Raw genomic sequence first — 16,764 nt, forward strand, 5'->3', positions numbered from 1 at the left:
CGCAATGGCTGCGGGGCTTTTATTCGTGCGTTCAGACAGTCGCTGTCTGCGTCACGACAACCTTACTCAGCAACGATGCTGATGTATTTACGGTTGTTCGGACCTTTCACTTCGAATTTAACTTTGCCGTCTGCGGTAGCGAACAGGGTGTGGTCACGACCACAACCTACGTTGTTACCGGCGTGGAATTTAGTACCACGCTGACGAACGATGATGCTACCTGCCAGAACAGATTCGCCACCGAAACGTTTTACACCCAGACGTTTTGCATTGGAGTCACGACCGTTACGAGTCGAGCCACCAGCCTTTTTATGTGCCATTTGTCAGATCTCCTCTTAAGCGCTGATGCCAGTAATTTTCACATCAGTGAACCACTGACGGTGGCCAGCCTGCTTACGGTAGTGCTTACGACGACGAAACTTAACGATTTTAACTTTCTCGCCACGACCGTGAGCAACGATTTCAGCTTTGATAACGCCGCCTGAAACCAGTGGCGCGCCGATTTTCACGTCTTCGCCATTTGCGATCATCAGCACCTGGTCAAACTCAATGGTTTCACCGGTTGCGATGTCCAGCTTTTCCAGGCGAACGGTCTGACCTTCGCTTACTCGGTGTTGTTTACCACCACTTTGGAAAACCGCGTACATATAAAACTCCGCTTCTGCGCATGCCTTTCGTTCATCAGGCGGCGCGATAAATATTCACAATAGGGCGCGAATTCTACGCAAATCTCCAGCAGAAGACAAGAGCACTTTGCACTCTCTTGCAGAAAAAAAACACAGGCCGATCGCAAACGTTTCTCATCTGGAAAATTCAAGTACAATCAGTAACAGATTACCTGAACTCAGGCTGGTTAAAGCACGTACCATGAGCCGTTGAAACGAGTCAAAGCTGAACAGACGAATGAACTTAGAACAAATTAATGAATTAACCGCGCAGGATATGGCGGCCGTCAACCAGACCATCCTCGACCAGCTGAATTCCGAGGTCTCGCTGATTAACCAGCTTGGCTATTACATCATCAGCGGCGGCGGCAAGCGCATTCGCCCGATGATCGCCGTGCTTTCGGCGCGCGCGCTCGGCTACCAGGGCGAGCTGCACGTCACTAACGCGGCGCTGATCGAATTTATCCACACCGCGACGCTGCTGCATGACGACGTGGTGGATGAATCCGATATGCGCCGCGGCAAAGCCACCGCCAACGCGGCGTTCGGCAATGCAGCCAGCGTGCTGGTCGGCGACTTTATCTATACTCGCGCCTTCCAGATGATGACCAGCATGGGTTCGCTGCGTATCCTGGCGCTGATGTCCGAAGCGGTGAACGTGATTGCCGAAGGCGAAGTGCTGCAGCTGATGAACGTCAACGATCCCGACATCACTGAAGAGAGCTACATGCGGGTGATTTACAGCAAAACCGCGCGTTTGTTCGAGGCGGCCTCTCAGGCATCCGCCATTCTTGCCGAGGCCACGCCGGCGCAGGAGAAAGCGATGCAGGATTACGGACGCTTTCTCGGCACCGCTTTCCAGTTAATCGACGATCTGCTCGACTACAGCGCCGACGGCGCCACGCTGGGCAAAAATACCGGCGACGACCTGAGCGAAGGCAAGCCGACGCTGCCGCTGCTGCACGCGATGCATAACGGCACGCCGGAGCAGACGAAGATGATCCGCGAGGCGATCGAACAGGGCAACGGCCGTCACCTTCTCGAACCGGTGCTGGCCGCCATGCAGCAGTGCGGCTCGCTGGAGTGGACGCGCAAGCGCGCCGAGCAGGAGGCAGACAAAGCGATCGCGGCGCTTAGCGCGCTGCCGGAATCGCCCTGGCGCAGCGCCCTCGAATCGCTGGCGCATATGTCCGTACAGCGCGATTTCTGATACCCCTTCGGAGCTGCCGCCGCAGCTCCGCTGTTTCCCCCTTACCCGCTTCACTTTTTCCAGAAACGCCCCCTCAGATGTTGCCGTGCTTTTGCGTAGCGGCGCGCACTTATCGGAACCGGACCAAAAATTACTGGAAATAACAAGAAACTTTCTGATATATAAACTCCAGAAGCTTCCAGATAGCGGAAGAACAGCGCGCTTCGCTGCACCGGGAATATTTCACGCAAGGAACAAGGAGAATGCGATATGAAAAAAAGGAGGGAAGACTGGCATCCCGCCGATGTGATTGCCGCACTGCGCAGACGCGGCACGACGCTGGCGGCGCTGTCGCGCCAGGCGGGCCTGAGTTCATCCACGCTGGCCAATGCCCTTTCGCGTCCCTGGCCGAAAGGAGAATGGCTGATTGCGGAGGCGATTGACGTCCATCCCGCCGAGATCTGGCCAAGCCGCTACTACGATCCGCAGACCCAGCTGCTGCTGGATCGCAAAAAGCGCATTCGATCCCCGACGGGAGACAAAAAGCGCAAGCAGGATCCTGCCAGCGCCTGAAGATCCATCAGGTAAAAAAAAACCAGCCGCGCTACCGTGGCTGGTTTTCTTGTTGAAGCCGTGCTTATTCAGCGCTTACGCGTTCAATCTGCGCGCCCATCGCCTTCAGTTTGTCTTCAATGTGCTCATAGCCGCGATCGATATGGTAGATGCGATCCACCAGCGTCGTGCCTTCAGCAATGCAGCCCGCCAGCACCAGGCTCGCCGACGCCCGCAGATCGGTCGCCATCACCTGCGCGCCAGAGAGTTTTTCCACGCCGTGACAGATAGCGGTGTTGCTCTCGATTTCCGCGTGCGCGCCCATACGGATCAGCTCGGGAATATGCATAAAGCGGTTTTCGAAAATGGTTTCGGTGATCACGCCCGTCCCTTCCGCCACCAGGTTGAGCAGCGTGAACTGCGCCTGCATATCGGTCGGGAAGCCAGGATGCGGTGCCGTACGCACGTTGACCGCTTTAGGGCGTTTGCCGTGCATGTCCAGGCTGATCCAGTCTTCGCCGGTTTCAATGTCGGCACCCGCGTCGCGCAGCTTCGCCAGTACGGCGTCCAGCGTATCAGGCTGAGTGTTGTGACACAGCACTTTGCCGCCCGAGATCGCCGCTGCAACCAGGAAGGTGCCGGTTTCGATACGGTCCGGCAGGACGCGATAGACGCCGCCGCCCAGACGCTCAACGCCTTCGATGGTGATCTTGTCGGTGCCTGCGCCGCTGATCTTCGCGCCCAGCGTAATCAGGAAGTTAGCCGTATCGACAATTTCCGGCTCGCGTGCGGCGTTCTCGATAATGGTAACGCCGGTCGCCAGCGTCGCCGCGCTCATGATGGTCACGGTCGCGCCTACGCTCACTTTATCCATCACGATATGCGCGCCTTTCAGGCGGCCGTCGACAGAGGCCTTAACGTAGCCCTCTTCCAGCTTGATCTCGGCGCCCAGCTGCTCCAGGCCCGTAATATGCAGATCGACCGGACGCGCGCCGATGGCGCAGCCGCCCGGCAAAGAGACCTGTCCCTGACCAAAGCGCGCTACCAGCGGGCCCAGCGCCCAGATAGAGGCGCGCATGGTTTTCACCAGTTCGTAGGGCGCACAGTAAATATCAACCTTGCTGGCGTCGACGTGGACGGAGCCGTTGCGCTCAACCTTCGCACCCAGCTGGCTCAGCAGCTTCATTGTGGTATCGATATCGCGCAGCTTCGGCACGTTCTGGATCTCGACCGGCTCTTCAGCCAGCAGCGCAGCAAACAGAATCGGCAGCGCGGCATTTTTCGCCCCGGAAATGGTCACTTCACCACTCAAGCGGGTGGGGCCTTGCACACGAAATTTGTCCATTAACACGGCTCTCAATTAACTAAAGACGGGAAGAACTCGCCAGCGGCGAGCGCCCATGATGAAGGCTCAGAAACCGTTGAGTTTACGGTCGCGCGCCCATTCAGCAGGGGTATAAGTTTTAATGGAGACGGCATGAATGCGGTTGTCAGCGATGTATTCCATCAGCGGCGCGTAAACGGCCTGCTGTTTTTTCACACGGCTCAGCTCGCCAAACATTTCACCCACGGCAATTACCTGAAAGTGGCTGCCGTCGTTGCTCATCACATGGACTTCGTCCAGCGGCAGCGCTTTCATCAGCACGGCCTGAATTTCACTGTTTTCCATTGCTCATTACTTAAGTTGTAAATAATAAAGGGTGACATCTTAGAGGAAAGCGACGGACTCTTAAACATGCAAAAGCCCCTGCGCAAAACAGGGGCTTAAGAGAGTGAGAAAGGGATCAGCTGCTTTTTTCCGCAGAAACAATAATCTGCTGAAGATTGTAGAGAGTGATCAGCGACTGCAATTTCTCGCTGATGCCGCTAAAACGCGGCGTGACGCCCTGAGCACGGGCGATTTCGCGCAGGTGTACCAGCAGCGCCAGCCCGGCAGAATCGACGCGCGCCAGCCCGGAGACGTCGATAATCTCCGCTTTGTCGATCAGCGTGTCGCGCTGCTGCCACAGCGCCAGCAGCGTATCGCGGTTCAGTTCGCCGTACAGCGACAGCGTGCTGGCGTCACGCTGCCAGCGTAATGACTCATGCATCGTTACTGTTTATCCAGCGTAATCGGCTGCGCCGCATAGGTCTTAAGCTGCGCGGTCAGGCCGTCGATGCCTTTGGTGCGCAGCAGATCGCTCCACTCGTTCTGTTTGGTAGTGATCATGCTGACGCCTTCCGCCACCATGTCATACGCCTGCCAGTTGCCGCTCTGGCTGTTCTTACGCCACTGGAAATCGAGACGAACCGGCGGGCGGCCGTTGGGATCGACAATGGTCACGCGGATGGCGATGATTTTAGCGTCGCCCAGCGGCTGCTCCGGCTGAATCTGATACGTCTGGCCGTGGTAGAGCGCCAGCGCCTGACCGTAAGCCTGCGCCAGATAGTCGCCGAAGGCGTTGAAGTAGGCTTCGCGCTGCGCCGGCGTTGCTTCGCGGTAGTAGCGGCCCAGCACTAACGCGCCGGCATACTTAATCTGCACGTAGGGCAGCAGCTCCTGACGCACGATGTCGCGCAGGTAGTTGGGGTTCTGCTTGATCTTCGGCTGCTCATTTTTCAGGCGCGTAAAGGTCTTCGTCGCCGCTTCGTTCATCAGCTTATAGGGGTTGGTTTGATCGGCGGCATCCGCCGCGGCCAGCGGCGCGATAACCAGCATGGCGACCATCAGTAAACGTTTAAACATCGATTGTTACCTCTCAGGGTTGGGCCGGGGCCGCAGGCGCGCCATCTTCGGCCTGCGGATCCTTGTTATCCGTATCGTTTTTATTGTCGCCGCCGCTCTTATACAGGAACTGACCGATCAGGTCTTCCAGCACGATAGCCGACTTGGTATCGCGGAGCGTGTCGCCATCTTTTAACATCGCCGAGCCCAGCTCGGGATCGTCAAAGCCTAGATTCAACGCTAAAAACTGCTCGCCGAGTAAGCCCTGCGTGCGGATCGCCAGCGAGCTGGTGTCGGAAATCTTATTGGCGTACTCGTCGCTGATCGCCATGGTGACGCGCGGCAGCAGCGTTTTAGGTTCAAGGGAGATGTCGGTGACGCGGCCAATCACCACGCCGCCAATTTTAACCGGCGAGCTGACTTTCAGGCCGCCAATATTATCGAAAGTGGCGTAAAGCTGCCAGGTCGGCTGGGTGCCGAGCGACTTAAGATCCGCCACGCGCAGGCAGAGAAATAACATCGCCACCAGCGCCAGAAGCATAAACACGCCAACCCAAATTTCGCTTTTTTTGCTTTGCATTGCATTAGTTCCCAAACATCAGTGCTGTCAGCACAAAATCCAGACCGAGCACCGCCAGCGAGGCGTGTACCACGGTGCGCGTCGTCGCGCGGCTAATCCCTTCAGAGGTCGGAATCGCGTCGTAACCGTTAAACAGCGCGATCCAGGTGACCGTCACGGCAAAAACGGCGCTTTTGATAATGCAGTTGATTACGTCAGTGCGGAAATCGACCGCGTTTTGCATCGCCGACCAGAAAAAGCCGGGGTCGATGCCCTTCCAGCTCACGCCGACCAGCGCGCCGCCAGCGATGCCGACGGCGGTAAAAATCAGCGTCAGCAGCGGCATGCTGATAAAGCCCGCCCAGAAGCGCGGCGAGACGACGCGGCGCAGCGGGTCTACCGCCATCATCTCCATGCTGGAGAGCTGTTCGGTCGCCTTCATCAGGCCAATTTCCGCCGTCAGCGCCGAGCCGGCGCGGCCGGCAAACAGCAGCGCAGTGACCACCGGCCCCAGCTCGCGCAGCAGCGACAGCGCTACCAGCATACCGAGGCTGGTTTCCGCGCTATAGGTGGTCAGCACCAGATAGCCCTGCAGCCCCAGCACCATGCCGATAAACAGCCCGGACACCATAATGATTAACAGCGACAAGACGCCGACGCTGTAAAGCTGTTTGATCAGCAGCGGCGCGTGTTTGCGAAAGGCGGGTTTCCCTACCAGCGCGTGAAACAGCATTAAGCCCGCCCGACCAAAGGTGGAGCAGGTATTGATTCCCCGGCGTCCTAATGACGCCAGCGCCCTTAACAACATTGGCTTACACTCTCCCTGAGCCGGTTAAATCGGCAAGATAGTCTCCGGCGGCAAACCGGAACGGGACAGGTCCGTCCGCAATCCCATCCAGAAACTGACGCACGCGCGGATCGGGGTTTTGCCGCAGCTCTGGCGTGCTGCCCTGAGCGATAATTTTCTGGCCGGCCACGATATAGGCTCTGTCGGCGATGCTGAGCACTTCCGGCACGTCGTGCGACACCACGATGCAGGTCAGGCCCAGCGAATGGTTCAGCTCGTCGATCAGCTTGACCAGCACACCCATGGTAATAGGATCCTGGCCGACGAAAGGTTCGTCGAACATGATCAGCTCCGGCTCAAGCGCGATGGCACGCGCCAGCGCCGCGCGCCGCGCCATGCCGCCTGAAAGCTCCGCCGGCTTTAGCTGTGCCGCGCCGCGCAGTCCCACCGCTTCCAGCTTCATCATCACCGTGCTGTGCAGCAGCGGCGCAGGAAGCTGCGTATGTTCGCGCAGCGGCCAGGCCACATTTTCATACACGGTCAGATCGGTGAACAGCGCACCGGACTGAAACAGCATGCTCATTTTTTTACGGGTTTCATAAAGCTTCGCGCGCGACAAGCTGGGAATATTTTCACCGCGAAACCAGATCTCGCCCCGATCGGGCTGCAGCTGGCCGCCGATCAGGCGCAGCAGCGTCGTTTTACCTATGCCCGACGGGCCCATAATGGCCGTGACTTTTCCCTTTGGCACCGTCAGCGAAATATCGTCGAAAATCGGACGATCGCCGCGTGAAAAACTGACGCCACGAACCTCAACCAGGTTCGTTTCCTGTTGGTCCATTATTACCTCTTCTGTGGATCGGGCGTTATAAAGCCTACGATGGTAGCCTGTAACGCGCCAGTTCACGATAGCATTACAGAAACTTACTGCCTTCATTTGGCGAAAGCGGGCATAAAATTTACTTTTGCCGCTCAGACGGTCAAAATCAGCGCCTGTTTCTGATGACAGAACCTGAAACCTGCTGCACAAGACGTGACGGCAACGCATTTCATCCAAGGATTTTCCATGTTCGTAGCCTCTGCCCTGCTGATCGTTGGTTTGATTTTACTGGCTTATGGCGCCGATCGCCTGGTGTTTAGCGCCGCGATACTCTGTCGATCCTTTGGTATCCCGCCGCTGATTATCGGCATGACGGTCGTCAGCATCGGCACCTCGCTTCCGGAGATGATCCTCTCTTTTTCGGCGGCGCAGCATGGCCAGATGGATCTTGCCGTTGGCGCCGCGCTGGGCTCCAACATCACCAATATCTTATTGATACTCGGCGGCGCGGCGCTGCTGCACCCTCTGAACATATACTCCAATCTGATTCGGCGCGAACTGCCGCTGATGCTGCTGGTCTCACTACTCAGCGGCCTGATGCTGTTTGATAACTACCTGAGTCGCCTTGACGGCCTCGGCCTGATCGCTATCGCCATCGCCTATCTGCTGGTGGCGATCCGCTTTGCGCGCCGCGCCGAACGCGACAATAGCGATACCCTGACGCGCGAACAGCTTGCGGAGCTGCCGCGCGAAGAGAGCGGCAATACGGTGGCCTTTCTCTGGCTGGCGGTCGCGCTGATTATTTTGCCGATGTCGACGCGCATGGTGATCGATAACGCCACCGCCTTTGCCGACTATTTCGGCGTCAGCGAGCTGGTGATGGGCGCGACGTTAATCGCCGTCGGTACCAGCCTGCCAGAGCTGGCGACGGTGGTGGCGGGCGCGCTGAAAGGCGAAGATGATATCGCCATCGGCAATCTGATTGGCGCCAATATTTATAATATCGCCATCGTGCTGGGCCTGCCCGCGCTGCTTAACCCCGGCGGCGTGGACGAGCACGCCTTCGCGCGCGATTACTGGGTGATGCTCGGCGTCAGCGCGCTGTTCACCCTGCTCTGCCTGCAGCGCAGCCGCCGCATCGGCCGCGTCGCGGGCGCCCTCTTACTCTGTGGTTTCATCGTCTGGGGCGCGCTTTTGTGGATTCAGCCCGCTTTCCTCGACGGATAACAAAGGACCGATTTGCCATGTCAACTCAGCTTTCAAACGCGAATTTCGACTTTCAAGCGGCGGGAAAAGCGGTACTGCGCATCGAGCGTGAAGGTCTGGAGCAGCTGGACCAGTATATTAACGACGACTTTAGCCGCGCCTGTGAGATGATCTATCGCTGTCAGGGCAAAGTGGTGGTGATGGGCATGGGCAAGTCGGGCCATATCGGTAAAAAGATGGCCGCCACCTTCGCCAGCACCGGCACGCCCGCCTTTTTTGTGCATCCGGGCGAAGCCAGCCACGGCGACCTCGGTATGGTCGGCCGCGGTGATGTGGTGCTCGCTATCTCTAACAGCGGCGAGTCCAACGAGATTCTGGCGCTGATCCCGGTGCTGAAGCGGCAGCATGTGCCGCTTATCTGCCTTACCAGCCGTCCCGAGAGCGCCATGGGCCGCGCCGCCGACGTGCATCTCTGCGTGAAGGTGCCGCAGGAAGCCTGCCCGCTCGGGCTCGCCCCGACCACCAGCACCACGGCGACGCTGGTCATGGGCGATGCGCTGGCGGTGGCGCTGCTGGAGGCGCGCGGCTTTACCGCAGAAGATTTCGCCCTGTCGCATCCGGGCGGCGCGCTGGGACGCAAGCTGCTGCTGCACGTTAGCGACATCATGCACAGCGGCGACGAGATCCCGCACGTTACGCGCGACGCCTCGCTGCGCGACGCGCTGCTGGAGATTACGCGCAAAAATTTAGGGCTGACGGTTATCGTTGACGATCTGATGAAGATTGAAGGCATTTTTACCGACGGCGACCTGCGCCGCATCTTCGATATGGGCATCGACTTTCAGAAAGCCACCATTTCGGAAGTGATGACGCGCGGCGGCATTCGGGTTCGCCCCAATATGCTGGCGGTCGAGGCGCTGAACCTGATGCAAAACAAAAACATTACCGCTGTGCTGGTGGCCGATGACGATCGTCTGCTCGGTGTGGTACATATGCATGACATGCTGCGCGCCGGCGTAGTCTGAACAGGAAACAAGAATGTCGGTAAATACTTCCCTGGTGGAAACCTGCTACGGCCCGGTCAGCGCGGAGGTGATGGCGCGCGCCAGCCAGATCCGTCTGCTGATTTGCGACGTCGACGGCGTTATGTCGGACGGCCTGATCTATATGGGCAATAACGGCGAAGAGCTGAAAGCTTTTAACGTGCGCGACGGCTTCGGCATCCGCTGTTTGCTAACCTCTGATATAGAGGTGGCGATTATTACCGGACGCAACGCGCGCCTGATGGAAGATCGCTGCAAAACCTTAGGCATTCGGCATCTTTACCAGGGTCAGTCCGATAAGCTTTTGGCCTATCGCGAACTTCTGGATAAACTGTCGCTCTCCGATGAGCAGGTCGCCTATATCGGCGACGATCTTATCGACTGGCCAGTGATGGCCCGCGTAGGGCTGAGCGTGGCGGTCGCGGATGCGCACCCGGTGCTGCTGCCGCGCGCCCATTACGTTACGCATATCGCGGGCGGGCGCGGCGCAGTGCGCGAACTGTGCGACCTGATTTTAATGGCGCAGAACAAATTTGAGGATGCCAAAGGGCAATCGGTATGAGTAAAAGCAGGCGTTGGATAACGCTGATTCTGGCCTTAATTGCGCTGGTGCTGATCGGCTGGAACCTGACCAGCCAGGATGACAGCAGCGCGCCGGTCGCCACCAGCGATCAGGAGCCGACCTACACCAGCGCGAATTCAAACACCGTGGTCTATAACCCGCAAGGGGCGCTGGCTTACAAACTGGTGTCGGAAAAAGTGACCTATTTCGCGGCGGATGAGGTGAGCTGGTTCGATAAGCCGGTGATGACCACCTACGACGAAAATAAGGTGCCGACCTGGTCGGTGCGCGCCGATAAAGCCAAACTCACCAAAGATCGTATGCTTTATCTGTATGGTCACGTCGAGGTCAACACCCTGACGCAGGATTCGCAGCTGCAGCGCATCAAAACCGACAACGCGCAGGTCAACCTCGTCTCGCAGGATGTGACCTCTAACGATCAGGTGACGTTGTTTGGGCGCGGTTTTAACTCTACCGGCATGAAGATGCGCGGAAATTTACGGACGAAAAACGCCGAGTTGATTGAAAAGGTCAAAACTTATTATGAAATTCAAAATGCACAACAACAGCCTTAAGTTTTTCCTGGTCGGCGCCCTGCTGGCGGCCAGTGTACCCGCGCTGGCGGTGACCGGCGACTCGGACAAGCCCGTTAATATCGATTCCGAAAACCAGGCGCTGGACCTGCAAGGCAATGTGGCGACCTTTACCGGCAACGTCATCGTGACCCAGGGAACGATCAAAATCACCGCCGATAAAGTGGTGGTGACGCGTCCCGGCGGCGACAGCAACAAAACCATCGTGGACGCCTGGGGCAATCCCGCCACCTTCTATCAGATGCAGGACAGCGGCAAGCCGGTTCAGGGCCACGCCGCTAAGCTGCACTATGAGCTGGCAAAAGATTTCGTCGAGCTGACCGGCAACGCTTATATCGAGCAGCAGGACAGCAATATCAAAGGCGACCGCATTACCTATCTGGTCAAAGAGCAGAAGATGCAGGCCTACAGCCAGGGCCAGAGCAAACGCGTTACCACCGTACTGGTGCCGTCGCAGCTGCAGGACAAAAACGCTAACAGCCCGAAAAAGAGTAACTGATCGCTATGGCCACTTTAATCGCAGAAAATCTGGCGAAGGCCTATAAAGGCCGTCGCGTGGTAGAAGATGTCAGCCTGCAGGTGAAATCGGGCGAGATCGTCGGCCTGCTCGGCCCTAACGGCGCGGGCAAGACCACCACCTTCTACATGGTCGTCGGCATCGTGCCGCGCGACGCTGGCCGCATCGTGATCGATGAGGATGATATCAGCATCCTGCCGCTGCACGCGCGCGCGCGCCGCGGCATCGGCTATTTACCGCAGGAGGCGTCGATTTTCCGCCGTCTCAGCGTCTATGACAACCTGATGGCAGTGCTGCAAATCCGCGACGATCTCACCGAAGAGCAGCGTCAGGATCGCGCTAACGAGCTGATGGATGAGTTTCATATCGGCCACCTGCGCGACAGCATGGGTCAGGCGCTGTCGGGCGGCGAGCGCCGCCGCGTTGAGATTGCGCGCGCCCTGGCGGCCAATCCTAAATTTATCCTGCTGGATGAACCCTTCGCCGGCGTCGACCCTATTTCGGTTATCGACATCAAAAAAATCATTGAGCACCTGCGCGACAGCGGGCTCGGCGTGCTGATTACCGACCACAACGTCCGTGAAACCCTGGCGGTTTGCGAGCGCGCTTATATCGTGAGTCAGGGGCGCCTGATTGCTCACGGCACGCCAAATGAAATTCTTGAAGATGAGCAGGTTAAACGGGTTTATTTGGGCGAAGAGTTCAGACTCTGATAAGGTGTCGTTAATACGATGTTTGCTTAGGAAATCCCGTCCTGAATATGAAGCAAGGTTTGCAACTCAGGTTCAGCCAACAGCTGGCAATGACTCCACAGTTGCAGCAGGCAATCCGGCTGCTGCAACTCTCTACGCTTGAGCTTCAGCAAGAGCTGCAGCTGGCGCTGGAGAGCAATCCGCTGCTGGAACAGGCTGACGTGCATGAAGAGGTCGACAGCCGCGACTATCAGGAAGATGAGGTGCTGGACACGCGCGAAGCGCTTGAACAGAAAGAGATGCCGGACGATCTGCCGCTCGACGCCACCTGGGACGAGATCTATACCGCAGGCACCCCTTCCGGCACCGGCACCGACTATCAGGACGATGAGCTGCCGGTCTATCAGGGCGAAACCACCCAGTCGCTACAGGACTATCTGATGTGGCAGGTGGATTTAACGCCGTTTACCGATACCGATCGCGCTATCGCCACCTCGATCGTCGACGCCATCGACGATACCGGATACCTCACCGTTTCGCTTAACGAGATCCTCGACAGCATGGGCGATGAAGAGCTGGCGCTGGAGGAGGTCGAGGCGGTGCTGAAGCGTATTCAGCGCTTCGATCCGGTCGGCGTCGGCGCGCGCGATCTGCGCGACTGCCTGCTGGTGCAGCTTTCCCAGTTCGCGCCGACCACGCCGTTGCTGGCCGAAGCGCGTCTGATTGTCAGCGAGCATCTCGACCTGCTGGCTAACCACGATTTCCGCAGCCTGATGCGCGTCACCCGCTTTAAAGAAGATGTGCTGAAAGAGGCGATGCTGCTGATCCAGTCGCTGGATCCGCGTCCCGGCCAGTCGGTGCAGACCGGCGAGCCGGAATATGTCATTCCCGATGTGCTGGTGCGCAAGGTCGGCAAGCGCTGGACGGTGGAGCTGAACGCCGACAGCGTGCCGCGCCTGCGCATCAACCAGCACTACGCCGCAATGGGCGGCGCGGCGCGTAACGACAGCGACAGCCAGTTTATCCGCAGCAATCTGCAGGAGGCGCGCTGGCTGATCAAGAGTCTGGAAAGCCGCAACGACACGCTGCTGAAAGTGACGCGCTGCATCGTCGAGCAGCAGCAGGCCTTTTTCGAGCAGGGCGAAGAGTTTATGCGTCCGATGGTGCTGGCGGATATCGCCCAGGCCGTGGATATGCATGAATCCACGATTTCTCGCGTCACCACGCAGAAATACCTGCACAGCCCGCGCGGCATCTTTGAACTCAAATATTTTTTCTCCAGCCACGTCAATACCGAAGGCGGCGGCGAAGCCTCCTCTACGGCGATCCGCGCGCTGGTGAAAAAATTAATCTCGGCGGAGAATCCCGCTAAACCCTTGAGTGACAGTAAGCTCACCTCCATGTTATCTGAACAGGGCATCATGGTGGCGCGCCGGACCGTCGCTAAATATCGCGAGTCTTTATCTATCCCGCCCTCCAACCAGCGTAAACAGCTGGTTTGACCGAAATGAGAAGGAAGACCTATGCAGCTGAACCTCACTGGGCAAAACGTTGAAATCACCGAACCACTGCGTGAATTCATCACCACGAAATTTGCCAAACTGGAACACTACTTCGATCGTATCAATCAGGTTTATATTGTTCTGAAAGTGGAAAAGGTCACTCAGGTTGCGGAAGCAACTTTACACGTCAACGGCGGCGAGCTGCACGCCACGTCGGAAGCGGAAGATATGTACGCGGCGCTGGATGGACTGGTGGATAAACTGGCCCGTCAGCTAACCCGGCACAAAGACAAACTGAAAAAACACTAACCTTCACGCTTGCAGCGCGCTTGCCGCGCTCAGGGCGGCCAGGATGGGGCGGATTAACCGCCCCGTTTTGCCATCTGTGCAAGCGCCACGGGATACCGCGCGGCTGTTTAGCGCGGCAGGCCTGCGGCTCTGTGAACTCGCAAGTGAAACGACAATGAACAACGATCTGACACTGGAACTGAGCACCGTGCTGACGCCGGACTGTACGCGCAGCGGCGTACACTGCCAGAGTAAAAAGCGCGCGCTTGAAATTATCAGCGAGCTGGCAGCGAAGCAGCTTAATCTGCCGCATCAAACGCTGTTTGAAGCGATCCTGACCCGTGAACGCATGGGCAGCACCGGCATCGGCAGCGGTATCGCGATACCGCACGGCAAGCTGGAAGAGGATACGCTGCGCGCCGTCGGCGTCTTTATCAGCCTCGACCAGCCTATCGCCTTCGATGCGGTGGACAACCAGCCGGTCGACCTGCTGTTTGCGCTGCTGGTGCCGGCGGATCAGTGCAAAACCCACCTGCACACCCTGTCTCTGGTCGCCAAACGGCTGGCGGACAAAACCGTGTGTCGCCGCCTGCGCGCGGCGCAGAGCGATGAAGAACTCTACGCCATTATTACAGAAGCTCCAGAGGAGCAGTAACGCGCGCTGCGCTTTTACCGGCGTGCGCGCCGGTTTAAAACGGGAGAGAAGGTCATGGTGCTGATGATCGTTAGCGGTCGGTCAGGCTCAGGAAAATCGGTGGCGCTACGCGCGCTTGAAGATATGGGGTTCTACTGCGTCGATAACTTGCCGGTCGTGCTGTTGCCGGAGCTGGCCAACTCGCTGGTGGAGCGCAATATTTCGGCCGCGGTAAGCATCGACGTGCGCAACATGCCGGAGTCGCCGGAGGTGTTCGAACATGCGCTGAATAATCTGCCAGACGCCTTTTCGCCGCAGCTGCTGTTTCTGGATGCCGATCGCAATACGCTTATCCGCCGCTACAGCGACACGCGCCGCCTGCACCCCCTCTCCAGCAAAAATCTGTCGCTGGAAAGCGCCATCGATGAAGAGAACGACCTGCTGGAGCCGCTGCGCTCCCGCGCCGATTTGATTATCGATACCTCTGAAATGTCGGTTCACGAGCTGGCGGAGATGCTGCGCACGCGCCTGCTGGGCAAGCGCGAACGCGAACTGACGATGGTGTTCGAATCTTTTGGCTTCAAGCACGGCATCCCTATCGACGCCGACTACGTTTTCGACGTGCGCTTTCTGCCTAACCCGCACTGGGATCCCAAGCTGCGGCCGATGACCGGCCTCGATCGCCCCGTGGCGGCCTTTCTCGATCGCCATACTGAAGTACACAATTTTATCTATCAGACGCGCAGTTACCTGGAGTTATGGCTGCCGATGCTGGAAACCAATAACCGCAGCTATCTCACCGTCGCTATCGGCTGTACCGGCGGTAAACATCGTTCGGTCTATATCGCCGAGCAGCTGGCGGACTACTTCCGCTCACGCGGCAAAAACGTGCAGTCGCGCCATCGTACGCTGGAAAAACGCAAATCATGACCGTCAAACAAACCGTGGAAATTAAAAACAAGCTGGGGATGCACGCCCGTCCGGCCATGAAGCTGTTTGAGCTGGTGCAGAGCTTCGACGCCGAGGTATTGCTGCGTAACGAATCTGGCACCGAGGCGGAGGCGAGCAGCGTTATCGCCCTGCTGATGCTCGATTCGGCGAAAGGCGGTCATATAGAAATTGAAGCCAGCGGCCCCGAAGAGCGCCAGGCGCTGGCTGCGGTTATCGAACTTTTCGAGGCTGGCTTCGACGAAGAGTAAGCGCTAGTTAAGATGATGGCGCTGTAAAAAGCCCTCTCCGCCCAGCTGGCGCATCTGGCGCATAATCCACTGCTGACGCTGTCGCACATAGCCTGAGGGCGCATCGGCGCGAAAACGGATAGGATTGGGCAGTACCGCCGCCAGCAGCGCCGCTTCTGCAATCGTCAGGCGGCTGGCCGGCTTATGAAAATAGCGCTGCGCCGCCGCTTCCACGCCGAAGGTTCCCTGACCAAACTCAGCGATATTGAGATAGACCGTCAGGATGCGACGCTTGGTCCAGACGGTTTCGATGCCGACCGTTAATCCTGCCTCTAGCCCTTTGCGCACCCAGCTACGCCCGTCCCAGAGAAACAGGTTTTTTGCCGTTTGCTGCGACAGCGTCGAGGCGCCGCGCATGCGTTCGCCTTCGCTGCCCAGCGCCGTTTCAATCGCGTCGACGTCAAAACCCCAGTGGTCAGGGAATTTTTGATCCTCCGCAGCGATTACCGCCAGCGCCATCCAGGGCGATATCTCGTCGTGGCCCACCCAGTCGGCGTGCGCCACATAGTGAAAATCGCCGCGCAGCCAGGCACCGATTTGCCGTTCCGCCATCACCGCTGAAAACGGCACCGGCAGAAAGGAAAACAGCACAATTCCCGCGACCCAGATAGCTGCTATCGCCACCACCGCGCCGATAACCGCACGCTTAACCCGCTGCCAGCGGTTCACTTTATTCTTGCTCATGCAATGTTCTCTTACCTGTTCCCTGCATTAATCAATTTCCGACGTAATAAAAGTCTCGTCCCGGTCACAATCGCTGAAGAAGCGCCAGAATGTGCGCGTCAGATAACCGGCACGGCGCTATTTTATCTGTAAAATATTGAAACAGATCGAATGACATCAAGCACTTCCGTGAAAAAGGAATCGGTTCCATACTTCAGGCCGCCTTATCACCTTTCCCGCCCTATACTTAATTATTTGTGATAAGCGCCTGCATGAATGATTCACTTTTCTAAACTTTGCCGCTTAGCGCAATGTTGTGCTTTTCACCAATTGATGCGAATGCTTACACAACATGCAACGTCGGACGGCTAATTTGCTCGCCCGGGCGCGCCCCGGCCCCCTGGATTTTATGTCGCGTCCTCCGTAAATTTACAGGACTTAATTCAAATCTGGAACTTTAAAGGCGCGCTTTCCAAAACGTTTTGGATAAAAGCACGGAAATAGCATCTTAGACTTTATATTTCATGCAGTTACCCTACATCAGACCGTT

General features: G+C 57.6%; 23 protein-coding genes. 13 read left to right on the plus strand and 10 right to left on the minus strand.

Translation table 11 applies throughout. The annotated features are described in order from the left end of the window. Nucleotides 1-62: 62 nt before the first annotated feature. Nucleotides 63-320 (minus strand): 50S ribosomal protein L27, encoded by a 258-nt coding sequence (gene rpmA, locus LB453_RS19845; RefSeq protein ID WP_006121751.1) that lies wholly within the window; start codon nucleotides 318-320, stop codon nucleotides 63-65. Between the two features lie 15 nt (nucleotides 321-335). Beyond that, a complete protein-coding gene (rplU, locus tag LB453_RS19850; protein WP_033749281.1) occupies nucleotides 336-647 on the minus strand; it encodes a 50S ribosomal protein L21 in 312 nt (103 codons plus the stop codon). Nucleotides 648-903: 256 nt separating this feature from the next. Here rplU and ispB point away from each other — a divergent pair, with 256 nt between their 5' ends. Together ispB and LB453_RS19860 are read left to right on the plus strand one after the other, a co-directional pair. Next, on the plus strand, nucleotides 904-1,875 hold the full coding sequence (gene ispB / locus LB453_RS19855) for an octaprenyl diphosphate synthase (protein ID WP_103793767.1): 972 nt from the start codon (nucleotides 904-906) through the stop codon (nucleotides 1,873-1,875). 249 nt (nucleotides 1,876-2,124) lie between these two features. Continuing rightward, nucleotides 2,125-2,427, plus strand: coding sequence for a helix-turn-helix domain-containing protein (locus LB453_RS19860; protein WP_103793766.1), 303 nt, complete (start codon nucleotides 2,125-2,127; stop codon nucleotides 2,425-2,427). A gap of 64 nt (nucleotides 2,428-2,491) precedes the next feature. On the opposite strand, the gene murA is transcribed toward LB453_RS19860, so the two are convergent. From murA to mlaF, 7 genes are all read right to left on the minus strand, one after another. Beyond that, nucleotides 2,492-3,751 carry a UDP-N-acetylglucosamine 1-carboxyvinyltransferase gene (gene murA / locus LB453_RS19865; protein WP_103793765.1) on the minus strand — a complete coding sequence of 420 codons (1,260 nt, stop codon included), beginning with the start codon at nucleotides 3,749-3,751 and terminating at the stop codon, nucleotides 2,492-2,494. A gap of 66 nt (nucleotides 3,752-3,817) precedes the next feature. Continuing rightward, nucleotides 3,818-4,075: a BolA family iron metabolism protein IbaG gene (ibaG, locus tag LB453_RS19870; protein WP_033749277.1), complete on the minus strand. Its 258-nt coding sequence runs from the start codon at nucleotides 4,073-4,075 to the stop codon at nucleotides 3,818-3,820. Between the two features lie 115 nt (nucleotides 4,076-4,190). Then, nucleotides 4,191-4,496 (minus strand): lipid asymmetry maintenance protein MlaB, encoded by a 306-nt coding sequence (mlaB, locus tag LB453_RS19875; RefSeq protein WP_033749276.1) that lies wholly within the window; start codon nucleotides 4,494-4,496, stop codon nucleotides 4,191-4,193. Nucleotides 4,497-4,498: 2 nt separating this feature from the next. Then, a complete protein-coding gene (gene mlaC, locus LB453_RS19880; protein ID WP_224481559.1) occupies nucleotides 4,499-5,131 on the minus strand; it encodes a phospholipid-binding protein MlaC in 633 nt (210 codons plus the stop codon). A 13-nt stretch (nucleotides 5,132-5,144) separates the two neighbouring features. Then, nucleotides 5,145-5,690 carry an outer membrane lipid asymmetry maintenance protein MlaD gene (mlaD, locus tag LB453_RS19885; RefSeq protein WP_103793763.1) on the minus strand — a complete coding sequence of 182 codons (546 nt, stop codon included), beginning with the start codon at nucleotides 5,688-5,690 and terminating at the stop codon, nucleotides 5,145-5,147. A gap of 4 nt (nucleotides 5,691-5,694) precedes the next feature. Further along, nucleotides 5,695-6,477, minus strand: a complete 783-nt coding sequence (mlaE, locus tag LB453_RS19890; protein ID WP_103793762.1) for a lipid asymmetry maintenance ABC transporter permease subunit MlaE — start codon at nucleotides 6,475-6,477, stop codon at nucleotides 5,695-5,697. A 4-nt stretch (nucleotides 6,478-6,481) separates the two neighbouring features. Beyond that, on the minus strand, nucleotides 6,482-7,297 hold the full coding sequence (mlaF, locus tag LB453_RS19895; protein WP_103793761.1) for a phospholipid ABC transporter ATP-binding protein MlaF: 816 nt from the start codon (nucleotides 7,295-7,297) through the stop codon (nucleotides 6,482-6,484). A 225-nt stretch (nucleotides 7,298-7,522) separates the two neighbouring features. Here mlaF and LB453_RS19900 point away from each other — a divergent pair, with 225 nt between their 5' ends. From LB453_RS19900 to npr, 11 genes are all read left to right on the plus strand, one after another. Further along, nucleotides 7,523-8,503, plus strand: coding sequence for a calcium/sodium antiporter (locus LB453_RS19900; protein ID WP_103793760.1), 981 nt, complete (start codon nucleotides 7,523-7,525; stop codon nucleotides 8,501-8,503). A 17-nt stretch (nucleotides 8,504-8,520) separates the two neighbouring features. Continuing rightward, nucleotides 8,521-9,507, plus strand: a complete 987-nt coding sequence (kdsD, locus tag LB453_RS19905; protein ID WP_103793759.1) for an arabinose-5-phosphate isomerase KdsD — start codon at nucleotides 8,521-8,523, stop codon at nucleotides 9,505-9,507. Nucleotides 9,508-9,520: 13 nt separating this feature from the next. Next, nucleotides 9,521-10,087, plus strand: coding sequence for a 3-deoxy-manno-octulosonate-8-phosphatase KdsC (gene kdsC, locus LB453_RS19910; RefSeq protein ID WP_103793758.1), 567 nt, complete (start codon nucleotides 9,521-9,523; stop codon nucleotides 10,085-10,087). Next, nucleotides 10,084-10,662 carry an LPS export ABC transporter periplasmic protein LptC gene (gene lptC / locus LB453_RS19915; protein WP_103793757.1) on the plus strand — a complete coding sequence of 193 codons (579 nt, stop codon included), beginning with the start codon at nucleotides 10,084-10,086 and terminating at the stop codon, nucleotides 10,660-10,662. The genes kdsC and lptC overlap by 4 nt, the downstream gene beginning before the upstream one ends. Then, entirely contained in the window at nucleotides 10,631-11,179 is a 549-nt protein-coding gene (lptA, locus tag LB453_RS19920; protein ID WP_103793756.1) for a lipopolysaccharide ABC transporter substrate-binding protein LptA, read from the plus strand. Before lptC ends, lptA begins: the two co-directional genes overlap by 32 nt. Nucleotides 11,180-11,184: 5 nt before the next feature. Continuing rightward, nucleotides 11,185-11,910 (plus strand): LPS export ABC transporter ATP-binding protein, encoded by a 726-nt coding sequence (lptB, locus tag LB453_RS19925; RefSeq protein ID WP_103793755.1) that lies wholly within the window; start codon nucleotides 11,185-11,187, stop codon nucleotides 11,908-11,910. 47 nt (nucleotides 11,911-11,957) lie between these two features. Then, the gene (rpoN, locus tag LB453_RS19930) at nucleotides 11,958-13,391 is read left to right on the plus strand and encodes an RNA polymerase factor sigma-54 (RefSeq protein WP_103793754.1); all 1,434 of its coding nucleotides are present in this window, start codon (nucleotides 11,958-11,960) and stop codon (nucleotides 13,389-13,391) included. Nucleotides 13,392-13,412: 21 nt separating this feature from the next. After that, nucleotides 13,413-13,700: a ribosome hibernation promoting factor gene (gene hpf / locus LB453_RS19935; RefSeq protein ID WP_103793753.1), complete on the plus strand. Its 288-nt coding sequence runs from the start codon at nucleotides 13,413-13,415 to the stop codon at nucleotides 13,698-13,700. Nucleotides 13,701-13,854: 154 nt separating this feature from the next. Continuing rightward, entirely contained in the window at nucleotides 13,855-14,334 is a 480-nt protein-coding gene (gene ptsN, locus LB453_RS19940) for a PTS IIA-like nitrogen regulatory protein PtsN (protein WP_103793752.1), read from the plus strand. A gap of 54 nt (nucleotides 14,335-14,388) precedes the next feature. After that, a complete protein-coding gene (gene rapZ / locus LB453_RS19945; protein ID WP_033749261.1) occupies nucleotides 14,389-15,243 on the plus strand; it encodes an RNase adapter RapZ in 855 nt (284 codons plus the stop codon). Beyond that, nucleotides 15,240-15,512, plus strand: coding sequence for a PTS phosphocarrier protein NPr (npr, locus tag LB453_RS19950; RefSeq protein ID WP_033793304.1), 273 nt, complete (start codon nucleotides 15,240-15,242; stop codon nucleotides 15,510-15,512). Before rapZ ends, npr begins: the two co-directional genes overlap by 4 nt. Before the next feature lie 3 nt (nucleotides 15,513-15,515). Here the strand turns inward: npr and mtgA are convergent, their stop codons facing one another. Further along, nucleotides 15,516-16,235 (minus strand): monofunctional biosynthetic peptidoglycan transglycosylase, encoded by a 720-nt coding sequence (mtgA, locus tag LB453_RS19955; RefSeq protein WP_103793751.1) that lies wholly within the window; start codon nucleotides 16,233-16,235, stop codon nucleotides 15,516-15,518. Nucleotides 16,236-16,764: the final 529 nt, after the last annotated feature.

This window comes from Pantoea agglomerans, from assembly GCF_020149765.1.
Taxonomy (GTDB): domain Bacteria; phylum Pseudomonadota; class Gammaproteobacteria; order Enterobacterales; family Enterobacteriaceae; genus Pantoea; species Pantoea alvi.